This window comes from Pseudoflavonifractor sp. (genome assembly GCF_050943825.1).
Taxonomy (GTDB): domain Bacteria; phylum Bacillota; class Clostridia; order Oscillospirales; family Oscillospiraceae; genus Pseudoflavonifractor.
This window is the reverse complement of the sequence record NZ_JBMNPX010000030.1, coordinates 1-18,302: the sequence shown is the minus strand read 5'-3', so window position 1 is coordinate 18,302 and position 18,302 is coordinate 1. Positions and strand designations below refer to the sequence as shown.

General features: G+C 64.6%; 13 protein-coding genes. 12 read left to right on the top strand and 1 reads right to left on the bottom strand.

Annotated elements, in window-relative coordinates; all coding sequences use genetic code 11:
* Positions 1-233: 233 nt before the first annotated feature.
* The 9 genes from ACOX7T_RS14535 to ACOX7T_RS14495 all read left to right on the top strand — a co-directional run bounded on the left by ACOX7T_RS14535 (position 234) and on the right by ACOX7T_RS14495 (position 13,045).
* Positions 234-719, top strand: a complete 486-nt coding sequence (locus ACOX7T_RS14535) for an HD domain-containing protein (RefSeq protein ID WP_433444052.1) — start codon at positions 234-236, stop codon at positions 717-719.
* 282 nt (positions 720-1,001) lie between these two features.
* Positions 1,002-2,201 carry a UDP-N-acetylglucosamine diphosphorylase gene (locus ACOX7T_RS14530; RefSeq protein ID WP_433444050.1) on the top strand — a complete coding sequence of 400 codons (1,200 nt, stop codon included), beginning with the start codon at positions 1,002-1,004 and terminating at the stop codon, positions 2,199-2,201.
* Between the two features lie 108 nt (positions 2,202-2,309).
* Positions 2,310-3,269 carry a ribose-phosphate pyrophosphokinase gene (locus tag ACOX7T_RS14525; protein WP_433444048.1) on the top strand — a complete coding sequence of 320 codons (960 nt, stop codon included), beginning with the start codon at positions 2,310-2,312 and terminating at the stop codon, positions 3,267-3,269.
* 337 nt (positions 3,270-3,606) lie between these two features.
* Entirely contained in the window at positions 3,607-4,197 is a 591-nt protein-coding gene (pth, locus tag ACOX7T_RS14520; protein ID WP_433444046.1) for an aminoacyl-tRNA hydrolase, read from the top strand.
* Positions 4,198-4,256: 59 nt separating this feature from the next.
* On the top strand, positions 4,257-7,769 hold the full coding sequence (mfd, locus tag ACOX7T_RS14515) for a transcription-repair coupling factor (RefSeq protein ID WP_433444054.1): 3,513 nt from the start codon (positions 4,257-4,259) through the stop codon (positions 7,767-7,769).
* Between the two features lie 94 nt (positions 7,770-7,863).
* The gene (locus tag ACOX7T_RS14510) at positions 7,864-8,847 is read left to right on the top strand and encodes a peptidylprolyl isomerase (protein ID WP_433444044.1); all 984 of its coding nucleotides are present in this window, start codon (positions 7,864-7,866) and stop codon (positions 8,845-8,847) included.
* Between the two features lie 267 nt (positions 8,848-9,114).
* Positions 9,115-9,459 (top strand): helix-turn-helix domain-containing protein, encoded by a 345-nt coding sequence (locus ACOX7T_RS14505; protein ID WP_433444042.1) that lies wholly within the window; start codon positions 9,115-9,117, stop codon positions 9,457-9,459.
* A gap of 33 nt (positions 9,460-9,492) precedes the next feature.
* A complete protein-coding gene (locus ACOX7T_RS14500; RefSeq protein WP_433444040.1) occupies positions 9,493-10,212 on the top strand; it encodes a response regulator in 720 nt (239 codons plus the stop codon).
* A gap of 142 nt (positions 10,213-10,354) precedes the next feature.
* A complete protein-coding gene (locus tag ACOX7T_RS14495; RefSeq protein ID WP_433444038.1) occupies positions 10,355-13,045 on the top strand; it encodes a calcium-translocating P-type ATPase, PMCA-type in 2,691 nt (896 codons plus the stop codon).
* Between the two features lie 56 nt (positions 13,046-13,101).
* Here ACOX7T_RS14495 and ACOX7T_RS14490 read toward each other — a convergent pair whose 3' ends face one another.
* Positions 13,102-13,803 (bottom strand): F420-0--gamma-glutamyl ligase, encoded by a 702-nt coding sequence (locus tag ACOX7T_RS14490; protein ID WP_433444036.1) that lies wholly within the window; start codon positions 13,801-13,803, stop codon positions 13,102-13,104.
* Between the two features lie 283 nt (positions 13,804-14,086).
* On the opposite strand from ACOX7T_RS14490, the gene ACOX7T_RS14485 reads away from it, so the two are divergent.
* The 3 genes from ACOX7T_RS14485 to ACOX7T_RS14475 are packed head-to-tail and all read left to right on the top strand — an operon-like array spanning position 14,087 to position 17,813.
* Complete coding sequence (locus ACOX7T_RS14485; protein WP_433444034.1) at positions 14,087-15,598, top strand: spore germination protein; 1,512 nt, start codon at positions 14,087-14,089, stop codon at positions 15,596-15,598.
* Complete coding sequence (locus tag ACOX7T_RS14480) at positions 15,595-16,713, top strand: Ger(x)C family spore germination protein (protein WP_433444032.1); 1,119 nt, start codon at positions 15,595-15,597, stop codon at positions 16,711-16,713. The genes ACOX7T_RS14485 and ACOX7T_RS14480 overlap by 4 nt, the downstream gene beginning before the upstream one ends.
* An 11-nt stretch (positions 16,714-16,724) precedes the next feature.
* Positions 16,725-17,813, top strand: coding sequence for a GerAB/ArcD/ProY family transporter (locus ACOX7T_RS14475; RefSeq protein ID WP_433444030.1), 1,089 nt, complete (start codon positions 16,725-16,727; stop codon positions 17,811-17,813).
* Positions 17,814-18,302 lie beyond the last annotated feature (489 nt).

Genomic DNA, 18,302 nt, shown 5'->3' with positions numbered 1-18,302 from the left:
TAGCGTATATATTCGCCGGGACAGCTTAGCGCCGTCAGGGATTCAAAGACGAATCGAAAGTGCATCAGCATTTTGCCGTGTCGGTACTCATATAACTCTGTGTGATTGAGAACAGTATCGCCTTTCCGACATGACACAGGGAAATTGACGCGCTATAATATAATGGAAGCTGTATGGAACGAACCGGCTCCGCTCTGCCGGAGCTGATGTGTGATGGGAAAGGTGAGCGTTGAATGACGGTAATCAATGAAGTCAACTGGCAGTGCTTTTTGGACTGCGTGGGGGACCTTCTCTTCACGCCGGAGGTGCAGTCCATGCGGGATATCCCCCATCATCCTGGCACCTGCTGCTATGAGCACTCGGTGTTCGTGGCCTATGTGGCTTTCCGCATGGCCCGGCGCTGGAACCTGGACTACATGGCCGCCCGGGGCGGCCTGCTCCACGACCTGTATCTCTACGATCCCCGGGACAAATCCGCCCACCCGGGCAACCAGTGCTTTGACCACCCGGTCTTTGCCCTGCGCAATGCCGAGGCCCTGTGCGGGCGGCTGACCGAAAAGGAACAGAATATCATCATCTCCCACATGTGGCCCCTGGCCAAGCGGATGCCCCGCTGCCCGGAGGCGGCTGTGGTCAACCTGGCCGACAAGCTCTGCGCCACCGCCGAGGTGCTGGGCTACTGGAAGCGCTCCCGGGTACGGGAGAAGGCCATGGGCTGACCGCCTGGGGGAGACGGAAGCAAAAGGGAACCCCTGCCGGTTCCCTTTTTTTTACCCTTTTTCTGGCTGAGAAGGGCTGTTTGAGGTCCAAATGGCTGGCAGAATGGCCGTGAGCGGAGGATACGGCGGGAGAAAATTGTGCATTTGCACGAGAGTGAACTCCAGTAAGGCAAAATTTCAAAATCACGGTGCATTTTGCGTAAATATTTGATATAATCAAACCACGTATGGAGTGGATGCCTGTGGGCATCCTGTTGATTCTGTCAGACGAGGTGAGGGAACATGGGCCCCATGGGCGCCATTGTATTTCTTCCGCGGGAGGGCGACACCCCCTCGCTGATGCTGGAACATATTCTCTTCGACCCGGCCGCCGCGTGGCTGTCCGCCGCGCTGGAGCGGTCCGGGGTGGAGCGGTTCCTGGTGGTCTGCCACGACGACGACCGGGAGCGGGCGGGGGAGTGCTTCCCCGCCGGAACGGAATTTGTCACCGACGGCGCCGAGGACGCCGCCGGACAGCTGACCGCCTTCCTCTCCGCGGTGGAGGGGAACGTGGCGGTCTTTACCCGCCCCGTGTTCCTGGACGACCAGGGCGCCCGGCGCCTGGCCGGGGAGGAGGAGCTGCCCCGGGGTGAGGACACCGGCGTGTACCGCATCTCCGCCGCCGCCCTGAAGGAGGCGATGGAGGGGGGCGAGGACTTTGTCTCCGCTGTCCGCACCGGCAGCCATTTCGGCATGAAGACCGGCAGATACGAGGGTGTGCTGCCGCTGGACAGCAGCGCCCCCGCCTGGGACAGCGCCCAGTACTTCGCGCGCCATGCCTCCATTGACCGCCTGCGGGGGGAGCTCACCGTCCCGCCGGTCCGGTTTGTGGATGTGGAAAACGCCTACATCGGCCCCCGGGTCAATGTGGGCGGCGGCACGGTGATTCTCCCCGGCACCATCCTGCGGGGACGCACCAGCGTGGGCCGCTTCTGTGAAATCGGCCCCAACTCCATGATTCAGGACTGCATCGTGGGGGACCATGTAACCGTCAACGCCTCCCAGCTCAATGAGAGCACCGTGGAGGAGGGGGTCAAAATCGGCCCCTTTGCCTATATCCGTCCCGGCTGCCGGGTGGGGAAGAATGTGAAGGTAGGCGACTTCGTGACGCTGAAAAACTCCACCATCGGCGCGGGCACCAAGCTCTCCCGCCTCATCTACGTGGGAGACTCCGACGTGGGCGAGCGGGCCAACTTCGGCTGCGGCACCGTCACCGTCAACTATGACGGCACCAGCAAGTACCGCACCACCGTGGGCGACGGCGCCTTTATCGGCTGCAACACCAACCTGGTGGCCCCGGTGAAGGTGGGCGACGGCGCCTACACTGCCGCCGGCAGCACCATTACAGACGACGTACCCGCCGACTCTCTGGCCATCGCCCGGAGCATCCAGGTGGTCAAGAAGCAGTGGGCGGTCAAGCGGCGCAAGCGTTCCGGACGGTAAGGGCCGGAGCGGGGAGAGAGGCGGGAGAGCCCGCCATGAAAGAGGGAACCACCGCGCTCGGCGCGGAAAAATAGAAAATAAAAGAATTGAAATGAGAGGATGTAGAAGATGATCTCACATGGCAAGGACATCAAGATCTTCGCTGGCAGCTCCAACAGACCCCTGGCGGAGGCCATCTGCAAGGAGATGGGTGCGGAACTGGGCAACGCGGAGGTAGGCGCCTTCTCCGACGGGGAGAACTTCGTCTCCATCTATGAGACCGTCCGCGGCTCCGACGTGTTCGTGGTCCAGTCCACCAGCGCGCCTGTCAACGACAACCTGATGGAAATGCTCATCATGATCGACGCCCTCAAGCGGGCTTCCGCCGGCCGCATCACCGCCGTGATGCCCTACTTCGGCTACGCCCGTCAGGACCGCAAGACCAAGCCCCGTGACCCCATCTCCGCCAAGCTGGTGGCCAACCTGATCACCCGCGCCGGCGCCGACCGGGTGCTGACCATGGACCTGCACGCGTCCCAGATCCAGGGCTTCTTCGACATCCCTGTGGATAACCTGCTGGGCAACCCCATCTTCACCCGCCACTTTGCCGAGCGCTTCGGCGACGACGTGGAGGGCACCATGGTGGTGTCCCCCGACGTGGGCTCCGTGGCCCGCGCCCGCGCCTTCGCCCAGAAGCTGGGCATGGGCCTGGCCATCGTAGACAAGCGCCGCCAGAAGGCCAACTCCTCCGAGGTCATGAACATCATCGGCGATGTCCGCGGCAAGCGGGTCATCCTCTTCGACGACATGGTGGACACCGGCGGCTCCCTGTGCGGCGCGGCTCAGGCTCTGGTGGAGCTGGGCGGCGCTACCGAGGTGGTGGCCTGCGCCTCCCACGGCGTGCTCTCTGGCCCCGCGGTGGACCGCATCGAGAAGAGCGTCATCAAGGAAGTCATTTTCCTCGACACCATTCAGCCCCGTGCGGACGTGAAGTGTGATAAGATTAAGTACCTCTCCGTGGCCCACATGTTCGCCGAGGCCATCGAGCGCATCTACGAAGAGGTGTCTGTCTCCAAGCTGTTCCTGTAAGAAGCGCTGAGCACCCGGGAGCAGGCGGATAAGACGGGAGCGGAGGCAAAAGCCCAAGGAGGGAGGCCGCCCGTCGCGTTAAGGGGTCCCCGGGAAAGCGCGAAGTGCTTTTCTGGGGAGAGGACGAGCAGCGAAGTGAACGAGCTTTGCCGCAAGCGGCAAAGTGAGCGATACGGAGCTTGCGAGGACGAGGAAGCGTGACAAGGAGAAGCGCTGACCCGCCCGCGAGGCGAGCAAAATGTGACAAGAAGCACCAAGCAGAACAGAAGCAAAAACCGAATCCGGGGGCGGAGCGTTGCTCCGCCCCCTTTTAACCTTTCAAGGGAGTTCGTGAAAGATGTTGTTTGGAAAGAAAACCGGGGGTGTGGAGTGGCTGGTGGTGTGCCTGGGCAACCCCGGCGACAAGTATGAGAACACCCGCCACAACGTGGGCTTTATGGTAGCCGATGAGCTGGCCGAGCGGAAAAATATCCCCGTCCAGCGGCTCAAGTTCAAGGCCCTGACCAACACCACCCAGCTGGGCGGCGCACAGGTGCTGCTGATGAAGCCGGTGACCTATATGAACCTGTCCGGCGAGGCAGTGCGCCAGGCCGCCGACTTCTACAAGGTGGCCCCCGACCATGTGCTGGTGGTGAGCGATGACGTGTCCCTGCCTGTGGGGCGGCTGCGCATCCGCAAGAGCGGCTCCGCCGGCGGCCACAACGGCCTGAAGAACATCATCCAGCAGCTGGGCACCGACCAGTTCCCCCGCCTGAAGGTGGGCGTGGGGGAGAAGCCCCACCCGGACTATGACCTGGCCGACTGGGTGCTGGGCAAGTTCGTGGGCGAGGACAAAAAGACCATCGATGCGGCCATCAAGCGGGCCGCCGATGCGGTGGAGTGCTATATCCAGGACGGCCCGGACAAGGCCATGAGCCGCTTCAATTAATTTCAGACCCTATTTTTTCATAGAACTGTGAGGTGTATCCCGTGAAGGAACTGGCAACCATGGTAACCGGAATCCCGGAATTCCAGCGCCTGGCCGCGGCAGTGGACGGCGGAGGCTGTCCCGCCGCGTTCACCGGTCTGTCCCTTGTCCACCGGGCCCATATGGCCGCAGGGCTGCGGCAAGCCCTGGGCCGGAGCGTGGTGGTGCTGTGCGCCGACGAGGCCGAGGCCGACCGCATGGCCCGGGACCTGGCCTTCCTGACCGGGGAGCAGGTGCGCACCCTGGCCGCCCGGGAGTTCACCTTCCACCACGCGGCGGTGGCCTCCCGCCAGTGGGAGCATAAGCGGCTGTCCGTGCTGCGGGCTCTGGCGGCGGGGGAGTGCCCTCTGCTGGTGTGCACCATTGAGGGCGCTCTGGAGCGGACCATGCCCAAGACCCTGCTGACCCAGGCCTCCCAGTGCCTGCGGGTGGGGGAGAGCTACGACCTGAACGAGCTGACCGACACCCTCACCGCCGCGGGCTACACCCGCTGTGAGCAGGTGGAGGGCGTGGGCCAGTTCGCCCTCCGGGGCGGCATCCTGGACTTCTACTCGCCCGCCGAGGACGGCCCCATCCGGGTGGAGTTCTTCGGCGACGAGGCAGACTCCATGGGCCTGTTCGACGTGAACACCCAGCGCCGGGTGGAGAACCGGAAGTCCGCCGAGATTCTCCCGGCGGCGGAGGTGCTGCCCCAGTTTGCCCCCGGCGGGTACGCCGGGCTGCTGGAGGCCATGGACGGCCTCATTGCCCGGGCCAGGCGCCGCAAGGACGGCGCTGACCTGGCCAAGACCCTGGAGGAGGACCGGGAGCGGCTGGCGGAGCACATGTCCTTCCCGGCCCTGGACCGGTACATCGCCCTGGTGTACCCCCAGATGGCCACGGCGGCGGACTACTTTCCCGAGGACGCGGTGGTGCTCTTCAGCGAGAGCCCCCGGGTGGCGGAGCGGGCCAAACACTACCTCTGGCAGCTGACCGAGGACACCAAGGCCCTCATGGAGGCCGGTGTGCTGGCGGGAGAGCTCTCCGAGTTCGCCCGTACCTTTGAGGAGCTGTGCGGCGTGCTGGAGGAGTGGCCGGTGGCCTACCTGGACAACTTCGTGGGCGCCCAGTACCCCCGGCGGCCCCGCACCCTCCTGAACCTGCTGGCCAAGCAGCTGCCCTCCTACGGCGCCAGTCTGGAGACCGCCGTCTCCGACCTGAGCCACTATATCAACGAGAATTTCTCCACCGTGGTGCTGGTGTCCAGCGAGCAGCGGGCACTGAACCTCCAGGCCCTCCTGCGGGAGCAGGGCGTGAAGGCGGCGGTGGATTTCAAGCTCCACAAGCTGCCCGCCCCCGGCAAGGCGGTCATCGCCGTGGGCGGCCTGTCCGGCGGCGTGGAGTACCCGGAGGCCAGGTGCGCCATCCTCACCGAGGGCCAGGCCACCGGTGTGAAGAAGAAAAAGGTGAGGGCCGTCACCAACCGGCAGAAGCTGGGGTCCTACGCCGACCTGAGCGTGGGCGACCTGGTGGTCCACGAGCACCATGGCATCGGCCGGTACCAGGGCATGGTGAAGATGCCGGTGGACGGCATCCAGAAGGACTATGTGAAAATCGCCTACGCCGGGGCCGACGTGCTCTACGTGCCCGCCACCCAGCTGGACCTGGTGAGCAAGTATATCGGCGCAGGTGAGGACGCCCAGGAGACCAAGAAGCTGTCCAAGCTGGGGGGCGCCGACTGGGAGAAGGCCAAGACACGGGCCAAAAAGGCGGTCAAGGACCTGGCCAAGGGCCTCATCCAGCTCTACGCCCAGCGGCAACGCCAGCCCGGCTTCGCCTTTTCCCCCGACTCCGAGTGGATGCGGGAGTTTGAGGAGCAGTTCGAGTACACCGAGACCGACGACCAGCTCCGCTGCATTGCGGAGATTAAGGGGGATATGGAGGCGCCCCGGCCCATGGACCGGCTGCTGTGCGGCGACGTGGGCTACGGCAAGACCGAGGTGGCCTTCCGGGCCATTATGAAGTGCGTGCTGGACGGCAAGCAGGCCGCCATCCTGGTGCCCACCACGGTTCTGGCCCGGCAGCATTACCTGTCCGCCAAGCAGCGCTTCGCCAAGTACCCGGTGGAGATTGACGTGGTGAGCCGCTTCCGCACCCCCGCCCAGATGAAGGAGACCCTCCGCCGGGTGGAGGCGGGGCAGATTGACCTGCTCATCGGCACCCACCGGCTGTTCCAGAAGGACGTGAAGTTCAAGGACCTGGGGTTGCTGGTCATCGACGAGGAGCAGCGCTTCGGCGTGGCCCACAAGGAGAAGCTCAAGGAGATGTCCCGGCAGGTGGACGTGCTCACTCTGTCCGCCACCCCCATCCCCCGTACCCTGAACATGGCCCTCTCCGGCATTCGGGACATGTCCACCCTGGAGGAGCCCCCCTCCGACCGCCAGCCGGTGCAGACCTACGTGCTGGAGCACGACTGGGGCGTCCTCTTCGACGCCATGCGCCGGGAGCTGGAGCGTGGCGGCCAGGTCTACTACCTCCACAACCGGGTGGAGACCATCACCCGCACCGCCGCCCGCATCCGGGAGATGCTGGGGGAGGACGTGACCGTTGGCGTGGCCCACGGCAAGATGAGCCAGGAGGAGCTCAACGATGTCATGACCCGTATGTCCGAGGGAGAGGTGGACGTGCTGGTGTGCACCACCATCATCGAGACGGGCATTGACATCTCCAACGCAAACACCCTCATCATCGAGGACGCGGACAAGATGGGCCTGGCCCAGCTCCACCAGATCCGGGGCCGGGTGGGCCGGTCCAGCCGCCGTGCCTACGCCTACCTCACCTTCCGCCGGGGCAAGGTGCTCAGCGAGGTGGCCTCCAAGCGGCTGGGCGCCATCCGGGAGTTTGCCGAGTTCGGCTCCGGCTTCAAAATCGCCATGCGGGACCTGGAAATCCGGGGCGCAGGCAACGTGCTGGGCCCCGAGCAGTCCGGCTTCCTCATGAGCGTGGGCTACGACCTGTACCTCAAGCTGCTGGAGGAGGCGGTACTGGAGGAGCGGGGCGAGAAGGCCCAGATTCCCGCCGAGTGCTCCGCCGACCTGAGTGTGGCCGCCTCCATCCCCGACCGGTACGTGCCCTCTCCCGAGCAGCGGATGGACCTGTACCGCCGTATTGCCGCCATCCGCAGCGAGGAGGACGCCGACGACCTGACCGACGAGCTCATCGACCGGTACGGCGACCCGCCCAGACCGGTGAACAACCTGATTGCCGTGGCCCTGATGCGTGCCGACGCGGCCGAGTGCGGCATCCGGGAGATCTCCCAGAAGGGCCTGAGCCTGCTCTTCTACCTGGACGGGGCCGACCTGCGCCGGGTATCCGCTCTGTGCGGCCTGGACAAGTACCGCAGCCGCCTGCTCTTCTCCGCCGGGGAAAAGCCCTATCTCTCCCTGCGCCTGAAAAAGGGAGACGACCCCCTCAAGCTGGGCCGCAAGCTGGTGGAGGAGTACGCCGCCACCGCCGTGCCCCAGGAAGAGGCCGGCGACCCGCCCCAGGCATAAGACCCGGTGAAGCGCTGTTTACAAAATTGTCATTGCTGTTTTTGCTTCATCGTGCTATTATGATAAAAGTTTCCCCATTATAAGGAGGATAAGAATGAAAGCTACCAAGAGAATCCTGGGCGCGGCGCTGTCCGGCGCCCTTCTGATTGGCGCCATGGCCGGCTGTGCCGAGACCCCCGCCGACCCCACCTCCAGCGTGTCCCCCTCCCCCTCTGTGAGTGCCACCCCGTCTGAGAGCCCTTCCGCCCAGTTCGGTGATTTCGACCTGGAGAATCCCGATGTGACCCAGGTGCTGCTGGGCTTCCCCGGCACCACCCCCGTCATGACCGTGGACGGTGTGGAGGTCAACGCCGAGGAGTACCTCTACTGGCTGGGCTATGCCACCGAGTATGTGGGCTACTACCAGTTCGGCGACCCCACTGCCATCGACTGGGAGATGGACACCGGCAACGGCACCGTCACCGAGTACCTCATCAACAACGCCCGTGACCTGGCCGTGTTCAACCAGGTGATCCGCAACCAGTGCGCCGAGCGGAACATCACCCTCACCGACGAGGAGATCGCCGCCGCCAGGCAGAAGGCCGAGGACACCCTGGCCCAGCTCCAGGCCAGCGACGACATGGAGAACCTCTTTGACCAGCTGATGAACGAGCTGTCCGAGGACGGCCGCTACTCCGACGGCACCCTGGGCGCCCCCGATGGGTACCTCTTCGGCGAGGGCGAGATGGTCCAGGAGTTTGAGGATGCCGCCAAGGCCCTGGGCGAGCACGAGCTCAGCGGCATCGTGGAGACCAGCTACGGCTACCACATCCTCCTCCGTCTGCCCGTGGACACCGAGATGGCCCGTGAAGCCTGGGCCAGCGAGCAGGAGGCCTCTCTCACCGAGCAGATGAACGCCCAGATGACCACCTGGATGGACGAGGCCGATGTTCAGACCAACGACACCTTTGCCTCCATCGACCCCAAGGACTACTATGAGCGGCTGACCGCTTACCAGCAGCAGCTCGCTGCTGCCCAGGACACCGCCGACGGCGCTGCCACAGCGGAGCCCTCCGCTTCTCCCGCCGCCGAGGGCTGAGCCCGGCTGCGGCAATTTAAAATGCGTCGCAGTATTTTCCAACTGTCAGCGACGGATGTCTGACACATTCCGCGGAGGCCTGCTTCTGTTAAGCAGGCCTCCGCGTTTTTTTACATCCGCTGTCCCTCCAGTGGGCAAAAATTTCCCGGCAGCAACCCCGTGATACTTTGGAATCTATTGTATCAAAATCGAGAAACTATGGTTTGTTCACATTCACCATTGTTTCGAGATAAATAAACAATAGATGAAAAAGTGGAGGAACATCCCATGTATGACGATAAGGAGCGCTTCAACCAGGAGTTTGGGCGGCGGTGCCGCCTGGCCCGGGGAAACCGCCGGGCGGAGGACGTGGCTGAGCAGGCGGGGATTACGCCCCAGTTTCTCTCCTCGGTGGAGCGGGGGAAGAAGGGCATGACCGGCTTGAACATTGCCAACCTGGCCCGTGCCCTCAACGTCACCTCCGATTATCTGCTCTACGGCCGCACCGACGCAGACGCGGCCTGGACGGGGATTGCCGAGCACCTGACCTCGCTGACGCCCGCCATGCGGGATATGGCGGGGGAGATGCTGAAGACCATGCTGGCCATGCTGGAGGCGGGACGGCCGGAATAACAGTGGCCCGCCGCGGCGGGAGGAGGAAACTGTGTGAGTGGGATTCGCGTACTTCTGGTGGATGACAATCCGTCCGCACGGGCGCTGCTGGCCGCCTTTGTGGAGCAGGCCGAGGGTCTGGAGCTGTGCGGTGAGGCCGGGGACGGCTGGCAGGGCCTGGAGCTGACCGGCCGCCTGCGGCCCGACCTGGTGCTGCTGGACCTGATCATGCCCGGCCTGGACGGCATCGGCTTTCTGGAGGGGCTGTCCGGTCTGCCGGGCGGACAGAAGCCCCGGGTCATTGTGCTCTCCGGCGTGAGCACCGACGCCTATGTGCAGCACAGCTGCCGCATGGGGGCGGATTACTACCTGGTCAAGCCGGTCAACCTCCACCAGCTGGCCCAGCGCATCAGCGCCCTGTTCCCCGGCGGGGAGGCCAGGCAGGAGAGCGGCCCGGCCGACTGGCTGCTGCTGCGCATGGGAGCGGACAGCCGCCTGGAGGGCTACGGACAGCTGACCTTTGCCCTGGAGCTGGTGGCCGCAGGCGGCCCCATGCAGATGAAGGAGATCTACCTGTCCACGGCGGCGGCCTTCCGAACCACCGCTGCCTGTGTGGAAAAGAATCTGCGCACCGTCATCCGGGGCATGCACGGGAGAGCCAGCCCCCTCTACCTGAAGGTGATGGGTCTGGACAGTCTGGACAGGCCGCCCGACAACGGCACCTTCCTCCGCCGGACAGCTGCGGCGCTGGCGGAAAAGAGCACTGAGAGATAAAGCGGGCCGGGAGACGCGGATGCGTCCCCGGCCTTTTTTGTCATACACCCGGTTTCCCTGCATAGAATCAGAGCAGAGGCCTGTCCCCATACCCCAAAGGAGGACGGGCTCACTGCGCAAAAGATGAAAAGGGGAGACGTGTATGAGCGCATGGCACAGTAAAACCGCCGCCCAGGTCCTCTCAGAGCTGGAGACCAGCCGGGACAGGGGCCTGACCGGGGCGGAGGCAGAGGAGAGACTGGGGCGGTACGGCCCCAACCTGCTGGAGGAGCGGAAACGGCCCGGTCTGGTGGTGCGGTTCCTCGCCCAGCTGAAGGACCCCATGATTCTGGTGCTGCTGGGGGCGGCAGGGCTGTCCCTGTGGGCCGGGGGCGGGGAGGACTGGGTGGACGCGGTGATCATCCTGGTCATCGTGCTGGTCAACGCCTGCATCTCCATCGCCCAGGAGAACAGCGCCGAAAAGGCTCTGGAGGCCCTGCGGCGCATGTCCGCACCCATGGCCCGTGTGGTGCGGGACGGCACCGAGCGGAGGGTGGAGGCGGCAAAGCTGGTGCCCGGGGACATGATTCTGCTGGAGGCGGGGGACATGGTGCCCGCCGACGCCCGTATCCTGGACAGCGCCGGGCTGAAGGCCGATGAGAGCGCCATGACCGGCGAGTCCCTGCCCAGCGACAAGGCTCCCGCCGACGGCCTGGCGGAAAACCTGCCCCTGGGGGACCGGCACAATATGCTGCTCTCCTCCACCGTCATCACCAACGGCAGGGCCAGAGCCGTGGTCACCGCCACCGGTATGGACACCGAGGTGGGCCGCATCGCCGGCATGATTCTGGACAGCGGCGAGAGTGAGACACCCCTTCAGCGGAAGATGGCGGAGATATCCAAGACCCTGTCCTTTGCCTGCCTGTGCGTGTGCGCCGTCCTCTTCGGGGTGGGCATGCTGCTCCACAAGGAGATTCTGGACATGTTCCTCACCGCCGTGGCCCTGGCCGTGGCGGCCATCCCCGAGGGCCTGCCCGCCATCGTCACCATCGTGCTGGCCCTGGGGGTACAGCGGATGGTGAAGCGGGGGGCTATTGTCAAGAAGCTGCCCGCCGTGGAGACCCTGGGCTGCGCCGGGGTCATCTGCTCGGACAAGACGGGCACCCTCACCCAGAACAAGATGACCGTCACCCAGGTGTGGACGCCCAGGGGCGGGGACCGCTCCACCGTCCTCACCGTGGGCAGCCTGTGTTCCGACGCCGTTCTGGCCCGGGACAAGGGCAAACGCCGGGCGGTGGGCGACCCCACCGAGGCTGCCGTGGTGGATGCCGCCCTGAAGGACGGGCTGGACAAGGACATTTTAGAAAAGGACTGGCCCCGCCGGGGCGAGGTACCCTTTGACTCCGACCGCAAGCGGATGAGCACCGTCCACCGCCGCCCGGACGGAGGCTTCCGGGTGTGCGTCAAGGGCGCCCCCGATGTGCTGCTGTCCCTGTGCCGCCGCCTGCCAGGCGGCGCGCCCCTCACCGACAGCGTCCGGCGGGACATCTCCGCCCGCAACGCCGACATGGCCGCCCAGGCCCTGCGTGTGTTGGGGGTGGCCTACAAGGACCTGGAGATGCTGCCCCGGGAGATGAACAGCCGTACCCTGGAGCAGGACCTGACCTTTGCCGGGCTGGTGGGCATGATGGACCCGCCCCGTCCCGAGGTGAAGGAGGCGGTGAAGCAGTGCCACGCCGCCGGTATCCGGCCGGTGATGATCACCGGCGACCACAAGCTCACCGCCGTGGCCGTGGCCAGAGAGCTGGACATCTTCCAGTCCGGCGACCTGGCCATCACCGGCGCCGACCTGGACTTTATGCCCCAGGAAATGCTGGAGCAGGAGGTGGAGAAATTCGCCGTCTACGCCCGGGTGTCCCCCGAGCACAAGATGCGCATTGTAAAGGCCTGGCAGGCCAGGGGCAAGGTGGTGGCCATGACCGGCGACGGCGTCAACGACGCCCCCGCCCTCAAGGCCGCCGACATCGGCTGCGCCATGGGCGTGGCGGGCACCGACGTGGCCAAGGGCGCCAGCGACATGATTCTCACCGACGACAATTTCGCCACTATCGTCTCGGCGGTGGAGCAGGGGAGGGGCATCTACGCCAACATCAAAAAGGCCATCCACTATCTGCTCTCCTGCAACATCGGCGAGATGCTTACCATCTTCCTGGCCACCGCCCTGGATTTCCGCCAGATGCCCCTGGTGCCGGTGCAGCTGCTGTGGCTCAATCTGGTCACCGACTCCCTGCCCGCCCTGGCCCTGGGAGTGGAGCCGGTGGAGAAGAACGTGATGGAGCACAAGCCCAGGGACGCGGGGGAGAGGCTCTTTGCCGGGGGCTTTGCCTGGCGGCTGTGCTGGCAGGGGTGCATGGTGGGCCTGCTCACCCTGTGCGCCTTCTTCCTGGGGCAGTACATCATTCCCGGCCCATCCGACCCGGCCGCTGCCGCCAACACCATGGCCTTCGCCACCCTGACCATCTGCCAGCTCTTCCACGCCTTCGACGTGCGCAGCGAGGAGGAGAGCCTGCTGAGCATCGGCCTGTTCTCCAATAAAGCCATGAACAAAGCCTTCCTGGTGGGCATGGCCATGCAGCTGGCGGTGCTGTGTCTGCCGCCCCTTCAGGCGGTGTTCTCCACCGTGCCCCTCAGCGGGGAGCAGTGGGGTGCTGTCCTGGGCCTGGCCGCCGCCCCGGTGGCGGTGTGCGAGCTGACCAAGGCCGTGAGCCGGTGGGGAAAGAAGGAAGCGGCCAAGGATGCCGGACCCGCTGGGGCAGAGATTGGAACACGGCGGAGAACCTCCGTGCGGCATTGAGAAAGGATAAAAAACGAGCCCGCGGCAGCTGCCACGGGCTCGTTTTGCATCTGGAATTACTCCTTCACTTCCCGGATGAGGATGAAGGGGGTAAGCTGGCGGTCCTGACCGGCGGGGTTGTCCCGGATCAGGTCCAGCAGGTCCTTGTCGGACTGCTTGAGCTGGGAGGAGCGGCCCAGCAGCTCCACGTTCAGGTCGTTGGCGTCCACAATCATCATCACCACGCCGGTCTTTTCAAAGACCTCGTCGCACACGCCGTCGGGATTCTCAGGCACCCGGACGCCCATGTGCTCATACTCGGGGATGTCGTGGCCGTAGAAGCCGTCCAGGCCGGAGACCTCGGTGCCCAGGATGTTGTAGAAAGTGCCGTGAACGCCCCGCAGCTTGTCGATGGCGGCGCGGAAGGCGGCCCAGAGTACCTTGGGCAGGCCGCAGACGTTGATGGCGAACTGCATCTTCACGGGCAGGCCCATGCCGGGGCCGGCAGAGGTCTGGTGCACAAAGCGGCTGAGGACCTTGGCCCAGAAGCCGGGCTTCACCTCGTCCTCGGTGACCACCCGCTTCTGGCACATGGCGATGACCTTTTCGCTGGAGGACAGGATGTCCCCGGGCTGATAGACGGGCAGCACATACTTCTCAATCAGATCCAGATAGCTCTCGCCCACCTGGACAAAATGGGTCTGGATGGCGTGGCGGGCCCAGGTCTTGCCCATGGCCCGGATGGTGACGCTCTTGCCCTCGTTCGCTTTAAATTCCATAGTAAAAAGCCTCTCATTTTGTATATCAATTTTGATTTCCCCAAGATGCCCTGGATTGAGACTCCAGGGCATCTTCGCCGTCACCGCCGGTTGCCCCAGGGGCGAGGCGGTGGGCGAATGAGTCCCATCGTCCCGCATGAGGGACGATGGGCGGTTATAATAGCCGCTCTGGGGCTATTATAACCACGTGTTTCCAAAAAGGCAACAAAAAGAACACGGACAGCGCATATCCGCCGCCGCCGGGGACATACTGAACGGGAGACAGGAGAGGAGGAATCCACCCATGAAGCTGTTCGGACCCCAGACAGACGGAATTCCGCCCCATCCCAGGCAGGAGCCCCGGGTGGACGGCCCCCTGACCGTGGACACCCTGCGACGGGTGTTTGCCGACTGCGTGGACTTTGCCGTCCGGGAGGCCGACCTGGCCGGGGACCCGGAAAAGCACGTGACCATGTGCTACATCGGGGGCATGGTGAAGCTGGAGCGGGCCAGCGAGTACATTCTCCGCCCCCTGGCCCAGGACAGCACTCTGCGGGACGCCCCGCCGGAGGAGGCCTGGCGGAAGATGGCCGGCGGAGCCCTCTACAATTTAATGGTGGAGCAGCGCACCACCGCCGACCAGGCCGCGCTGGACATCATCAACGGCAACCTCATCCTCTTTTTCCCCGGCGCCCCCGCCGTCCTCTCCTTCTATATGGCCACCGAGGACAAGCGCGGCGTCAGCGCCCCGGACAACGAGCCCTCCATCAAGGGCGCCCGGGACTCTTTTGTGGAGAATCTGCGCAGCAACACCAGCCTGGTGCGCCGCCATCTCCGGGCCCCGGAGCTGAAAATCAAGGAGAAAATCGTGGGGCGGCAGTCCCTCACCCCGGTGGACATCCTGTGGCTGGACAACATTGCCGACCCGGACCTGGTGCGGCGGGTAGAGGAGCGGGTGGCTGCCATCGACATCGACGCCCTGCTCTCCACCGGCAATCTGGAGGAGTATCTTGTGGACGCCGCCTCCACCGCCTTCCCCCTGGTGCTCTACACCGAACGGCCCGACCGCTTCTGCGCCGGACTGGCCCAGGGGCGGGTGGGCATCCTGGCGGAGGGCCTGCCCCTGGGCTACCTCTGCCCCGGCACGGCGGGAGAGTTTATCCGGGCCCCCCAGGACAAGTCCAACAACTGGATGATTGCCAGCGTACTCACCCTGCTGCGGTGCCTGTGCATCTTCGGGACCCTGCTGCTGCCCGCCGTGTATATCGCCATGGTCAACTTCCATCAGGAGATGATCCCCACCCGGCTGGCCCTGTCCATCATCGCCGCCAAGCGGGACGTGCCCTTTACCACCGTGTTTGAGGTGCTCCTCATGCTGGCGGCCTTTGAAATTCTCCAGGAGGCCGGGCTGAGGCTGCCCCCCTCCATCGGTCAGACGGTCTCCATCATCGGCGGCCTGGTGGTGGGCACCGCCGCCGTGGAGGCCAAAATCGTCTCCCCGGCGGTGCTCATCGTGGTGGCCGCCGCCGGTATCGCCGGGTACACCATGCCCAGCCAGGAGTTCGCCGCCGCCCTGCGGCTGTGGCGCTTCCTGCTGGCGGTGCTGGCGGGCTGGGCGGGGCTGTTCGGCGTGGTGGTGGGCGCGGCGGTGCTCATCCTGCGGCTTGCCCGGCTGGAGAGCTTTGGCGTGGCCTATCTCACCCCCTTCTCCGCCGGGGGCCAGTCCGGGCTGGACGGCGCGCTCCGCCTGCCCCTGCCCTGGGTCAAGCTGCGTCAGGCCGGGCTCCACACCAAAAACAGGAGGAATCAGGCGTGAAACGGGCTTTTGCTGCAATGCTCCTGGCCGTACTGTGCCTTCCTTTGGCCGGCTGCGGCGTCCAGAGCGCTCTGCCCGAGGGGCGGGAGCTGGAGAACATGGCCCTTATCCGCACCCTGGGCGTGGATGAAGCGGAGGAGGGGGTCATGGTCACCGCCGCCTCCGCCGAGCAGAGCGGCGGGGAGCAGCCCGCCCTGGTGTACTCCCATACCGCGGGCACGGTCAGCGCCGCCTGCCTGGCCATGCAGTCCCGGGGCAGCGCCTATCTCTTTTACGGACACGTGGGAGAGCTGCTCTCCGGGGAGGAGCTGGCCGCCGCCGGACTGGAGGAAGCCCTGGGCTATGTGGAGCGGGACATTGAGATGCGGCTGGATACCAAGTTCTACGTGGTGCGGGGCGGAAAGGCCTCCGACGCCATTGCTGCCCTGTCGCAGTCCGGGATCTCCGCATCCGATCGGCTGGAGGCCATGGCGGAGGACGCCGGGCTGATGGCCGCCTCCATGCCCCGCACGGTGCGGGAGCTGCTCGCCGACACGGCACGGTGCGGGGCCACCTTTGCCCCGGCCCTCACTCTGACAGGGGAGGAGGGGGACTATGACCTGGCCGCCGACGGCTATGCCCTGCTGAAGGACGGCGCCCTCATCGGCTTTGCCGACGGGGACGCGGCCCTGGGGGTCAACCTGCTGCTGGGGCGGGTGGAGGCGGACGTGGTGGAGTGCCCCGCAGAGGGGGGCACGGCGGCCCTGCGGGTGGTAGGGGCGCAGACCAGAATCAGCCCTGTCTTTGAAAGGGGAACCCTCACCGGACTGACGGTGAAGTGCGCCGTGGACGCCAGCGTGGCCCAGGGGCCGGAGAATCTGGACCTGGAGCACAGCCCGGAGGAGCAGAAGGCCCTGGAGGCGGCCCTGGCCCAGACCGAGCGGGAGCGGATTGCGGCCGCCCTCACGCTCTTTCAGACCCTGGACGCCGACTGCCTGGACCTGTGCCGCAAGGCGGGCATGTCCGCCCCCTGGCGCTGGGCCGCCCTCCAGGACCAGTGGGGGGAGGCCTTTTCCACCCTGCCCATAAGGGTGGAGGTCACCGCCAGCATCCGGCGGGGCTACGATGTCAAATGAGGTGAAGCACATTGTCTGAGACGCCCATTACCATGCGCCAGCTGCTCTCCGTTGTCTTTGCCGCCCTGCTGTCCCCGGCCATCCGGGTGCTGCCCGGCGGCGTCGCCCAGGCGGCAGGGGAGGCCGGGTGGCTCTCACCCCTGCTGGCCCTGCCCATTGCCCTGGCCCTGTGCTGGGTGCTGTTTCAGCTGCTCTCACCCCTGCCGCCCGGTACCGGTCTGGCCGAGGCCTGTCCTTTGCTGCTTGGAAAAATCGGGGGGAAGCTGGCTCTGGCCCTGTGCCTGCTGTGGGGACTGCTCCAGCTCAGCGTCACCGTGCGCATGTGCGGACAGCGCTTTCTCATCACCGGCTACCGCAACCGGCCGGTTATCTTTTATATTATAGTATTGCTGGCGGTGGCCCTCTGGATGGCCAGGGGCAAGCTGGCGGCCTTCGGCCGGGCAGGGGAGGTGTTCCACGCCATCCTGGCCGTCACTCTGGGCATTGTGCTGCTGCTGGCTGCCTTTCAGATGGAGCCGGAGAATCTGTTCCCCATCTGGATAGAGGACCTGCCTGCCGCAGGCGCCGCCGTGGTGCCTGTGCTGTCCCTGCTGGGGTATGCCGTCCCGGGAGCCTTTCTGGCGGGCCGCCTGAAACGGCAGGACAAGGACCGCTCCAGAGCCTTCCGGTGGACGGTGTGGCTGTGTCTGCTGCTGTCCGTGCTGCTGCTGGTAGCCCTGGGCTGTTTGGGTCCTGACCTTATCTCCCGGGTGGAGCAGCCCTTCTTTGTCATGGTCAAGGGGATAGGCGTACAGGGGGCATTCCAGAGGGTGGAGTCTGTGGTCATGGCCCTGTGGGTGCTCTCCGACCTGATGCTGATTGGCATGCTGGTGCTCTCCGCCTGCGCCGTGTGCAAGGTGCTCTTTGGACTGAAGCGGGCCCAGTCCGCCGCAGTGCCTGTGGCGGCAGTGGTGCTGGCGGGCAGTGTATTCCTTTTTCAGGACGCCTTTGCCGTGGAGCGCTTTGCCGACGGGATTCTCACCGCCGGTAATCTGGCGGTTGGATTTGGGTTCCCCCTTGTTCTTCTGATAGTTGGTAAAATACGGGGAAAGAGCGTGTAAAAAACACCTAGATATGGTGTGCAAACACTTGCCCAGTGGGCAGATATTGTTGGGAAACAGAGGATTGAAAAAAGTGAAAAGAAAAAGGAAAAAAACTGTTGACAACCCGGATTTTATCTGGTATATTATCTAAGCGCTCGCGGGGAACACCCCTTGAAGAGGCCAAAAAGTTTTCTTGAAATCAGCCTGACGGCCCGAAAAAAGAAAATGAAAAGACCTCTTGACAAAGCGAGCCGGACATGATATCATATAAAAGTTCGCTGCGAGAGCGGCGAGCGGCTGGATGAGAGTCCTGGATTTGAACTTTTGGAGCTGAAAAGCTCCGAAAAAAGTTTGAAAAAAGTACTTGACAGCAACAAAATGGTATGATATAATGAACGAGTTCCTGCCGCTGAGGTAGGGCGTGCACCTTGTAAATTAAACAACGTGAAGAAACACGAAGCACCAGAAGAGGACAAGAAGTTCTCTTAACAAGCAAAAGCTTGGTTG

Excerpts from the sequence above, each read along its gene's own strand:
- ACOX7T_RS14495 (WP_433444038.1), top strand. The coding sequence starts at position 10,355 with ATGAGCGCATGGCACAGTAAAACCGCCGCCCAGGTCCTCTCAGAGCTG.
- ACOX7T_RS14525 (WP_433444048.1), top strand. The coding sequence starts at position 2,310 with ATGATCTCACATGGCAAGGACATCAAGATCTTCGCTGGCAGCTCCAAC.
- ACOX7T_RS14530 (WP_433444050.1), top strand. The coding sequence starts at position 1,002 with ATGGGCCCCATGGGCGCCATTGTATTTCTTCCGCGGGAGGGCGACACC.
- ACOX7T_RS14490 (WP_433444036.1), bottom strand. The coding sequence starts at position 13,803 with ATGGAATTTAAAGCGAACGAGGGCAAGAGCGTCACCATCCGGGCCATG.
- ACOX7T_RS14510 (WP_433444044.1), top strand. The coding sequence starts at position 7,864 with ATGAAAGCTACCAAGAGAATCCTGGGCGCGGCGCTGTCCGGCGCCCTT.
- ACOX7T_RS14485 (WP_433444034.1), top strand. The coding sequence starts at position 14,087 with ATGAAGCTGTTCGGACCCCAGACAGACGGAATTCCGCCCCATCCCAGG.
- mfd (WP_433444054.1), top strand. The coding sequence starts at position 4,257 with ATGGTAACCGGAATCCCGGAATTCCAGCGCCTGGCCGCGGCAGTGGAC.
- ACOX7T_RS14505 (WP_433444042.1), top strand. The coding sequence starts at position 9,115 with ATGTATGACGATAAGGAGCGCTTCAACCAGGAGTTTGGGCGGCGGTGC.
- pth (WP_433444046.1), top strand. The coding sequence starts at position 3,607 with ATGTTGTTTGGAAAGAAAACCGGGGGTGTGGAGTGGCTGGTGGTGTGC.
- ACOX7T_RS14535 (WP_433444052.1), top strand. The coding sequence starts at position 234 with ATGACGGTAATCAATGAAGTCAACTGGCAGTGCTTTTTGGACTGCGTG.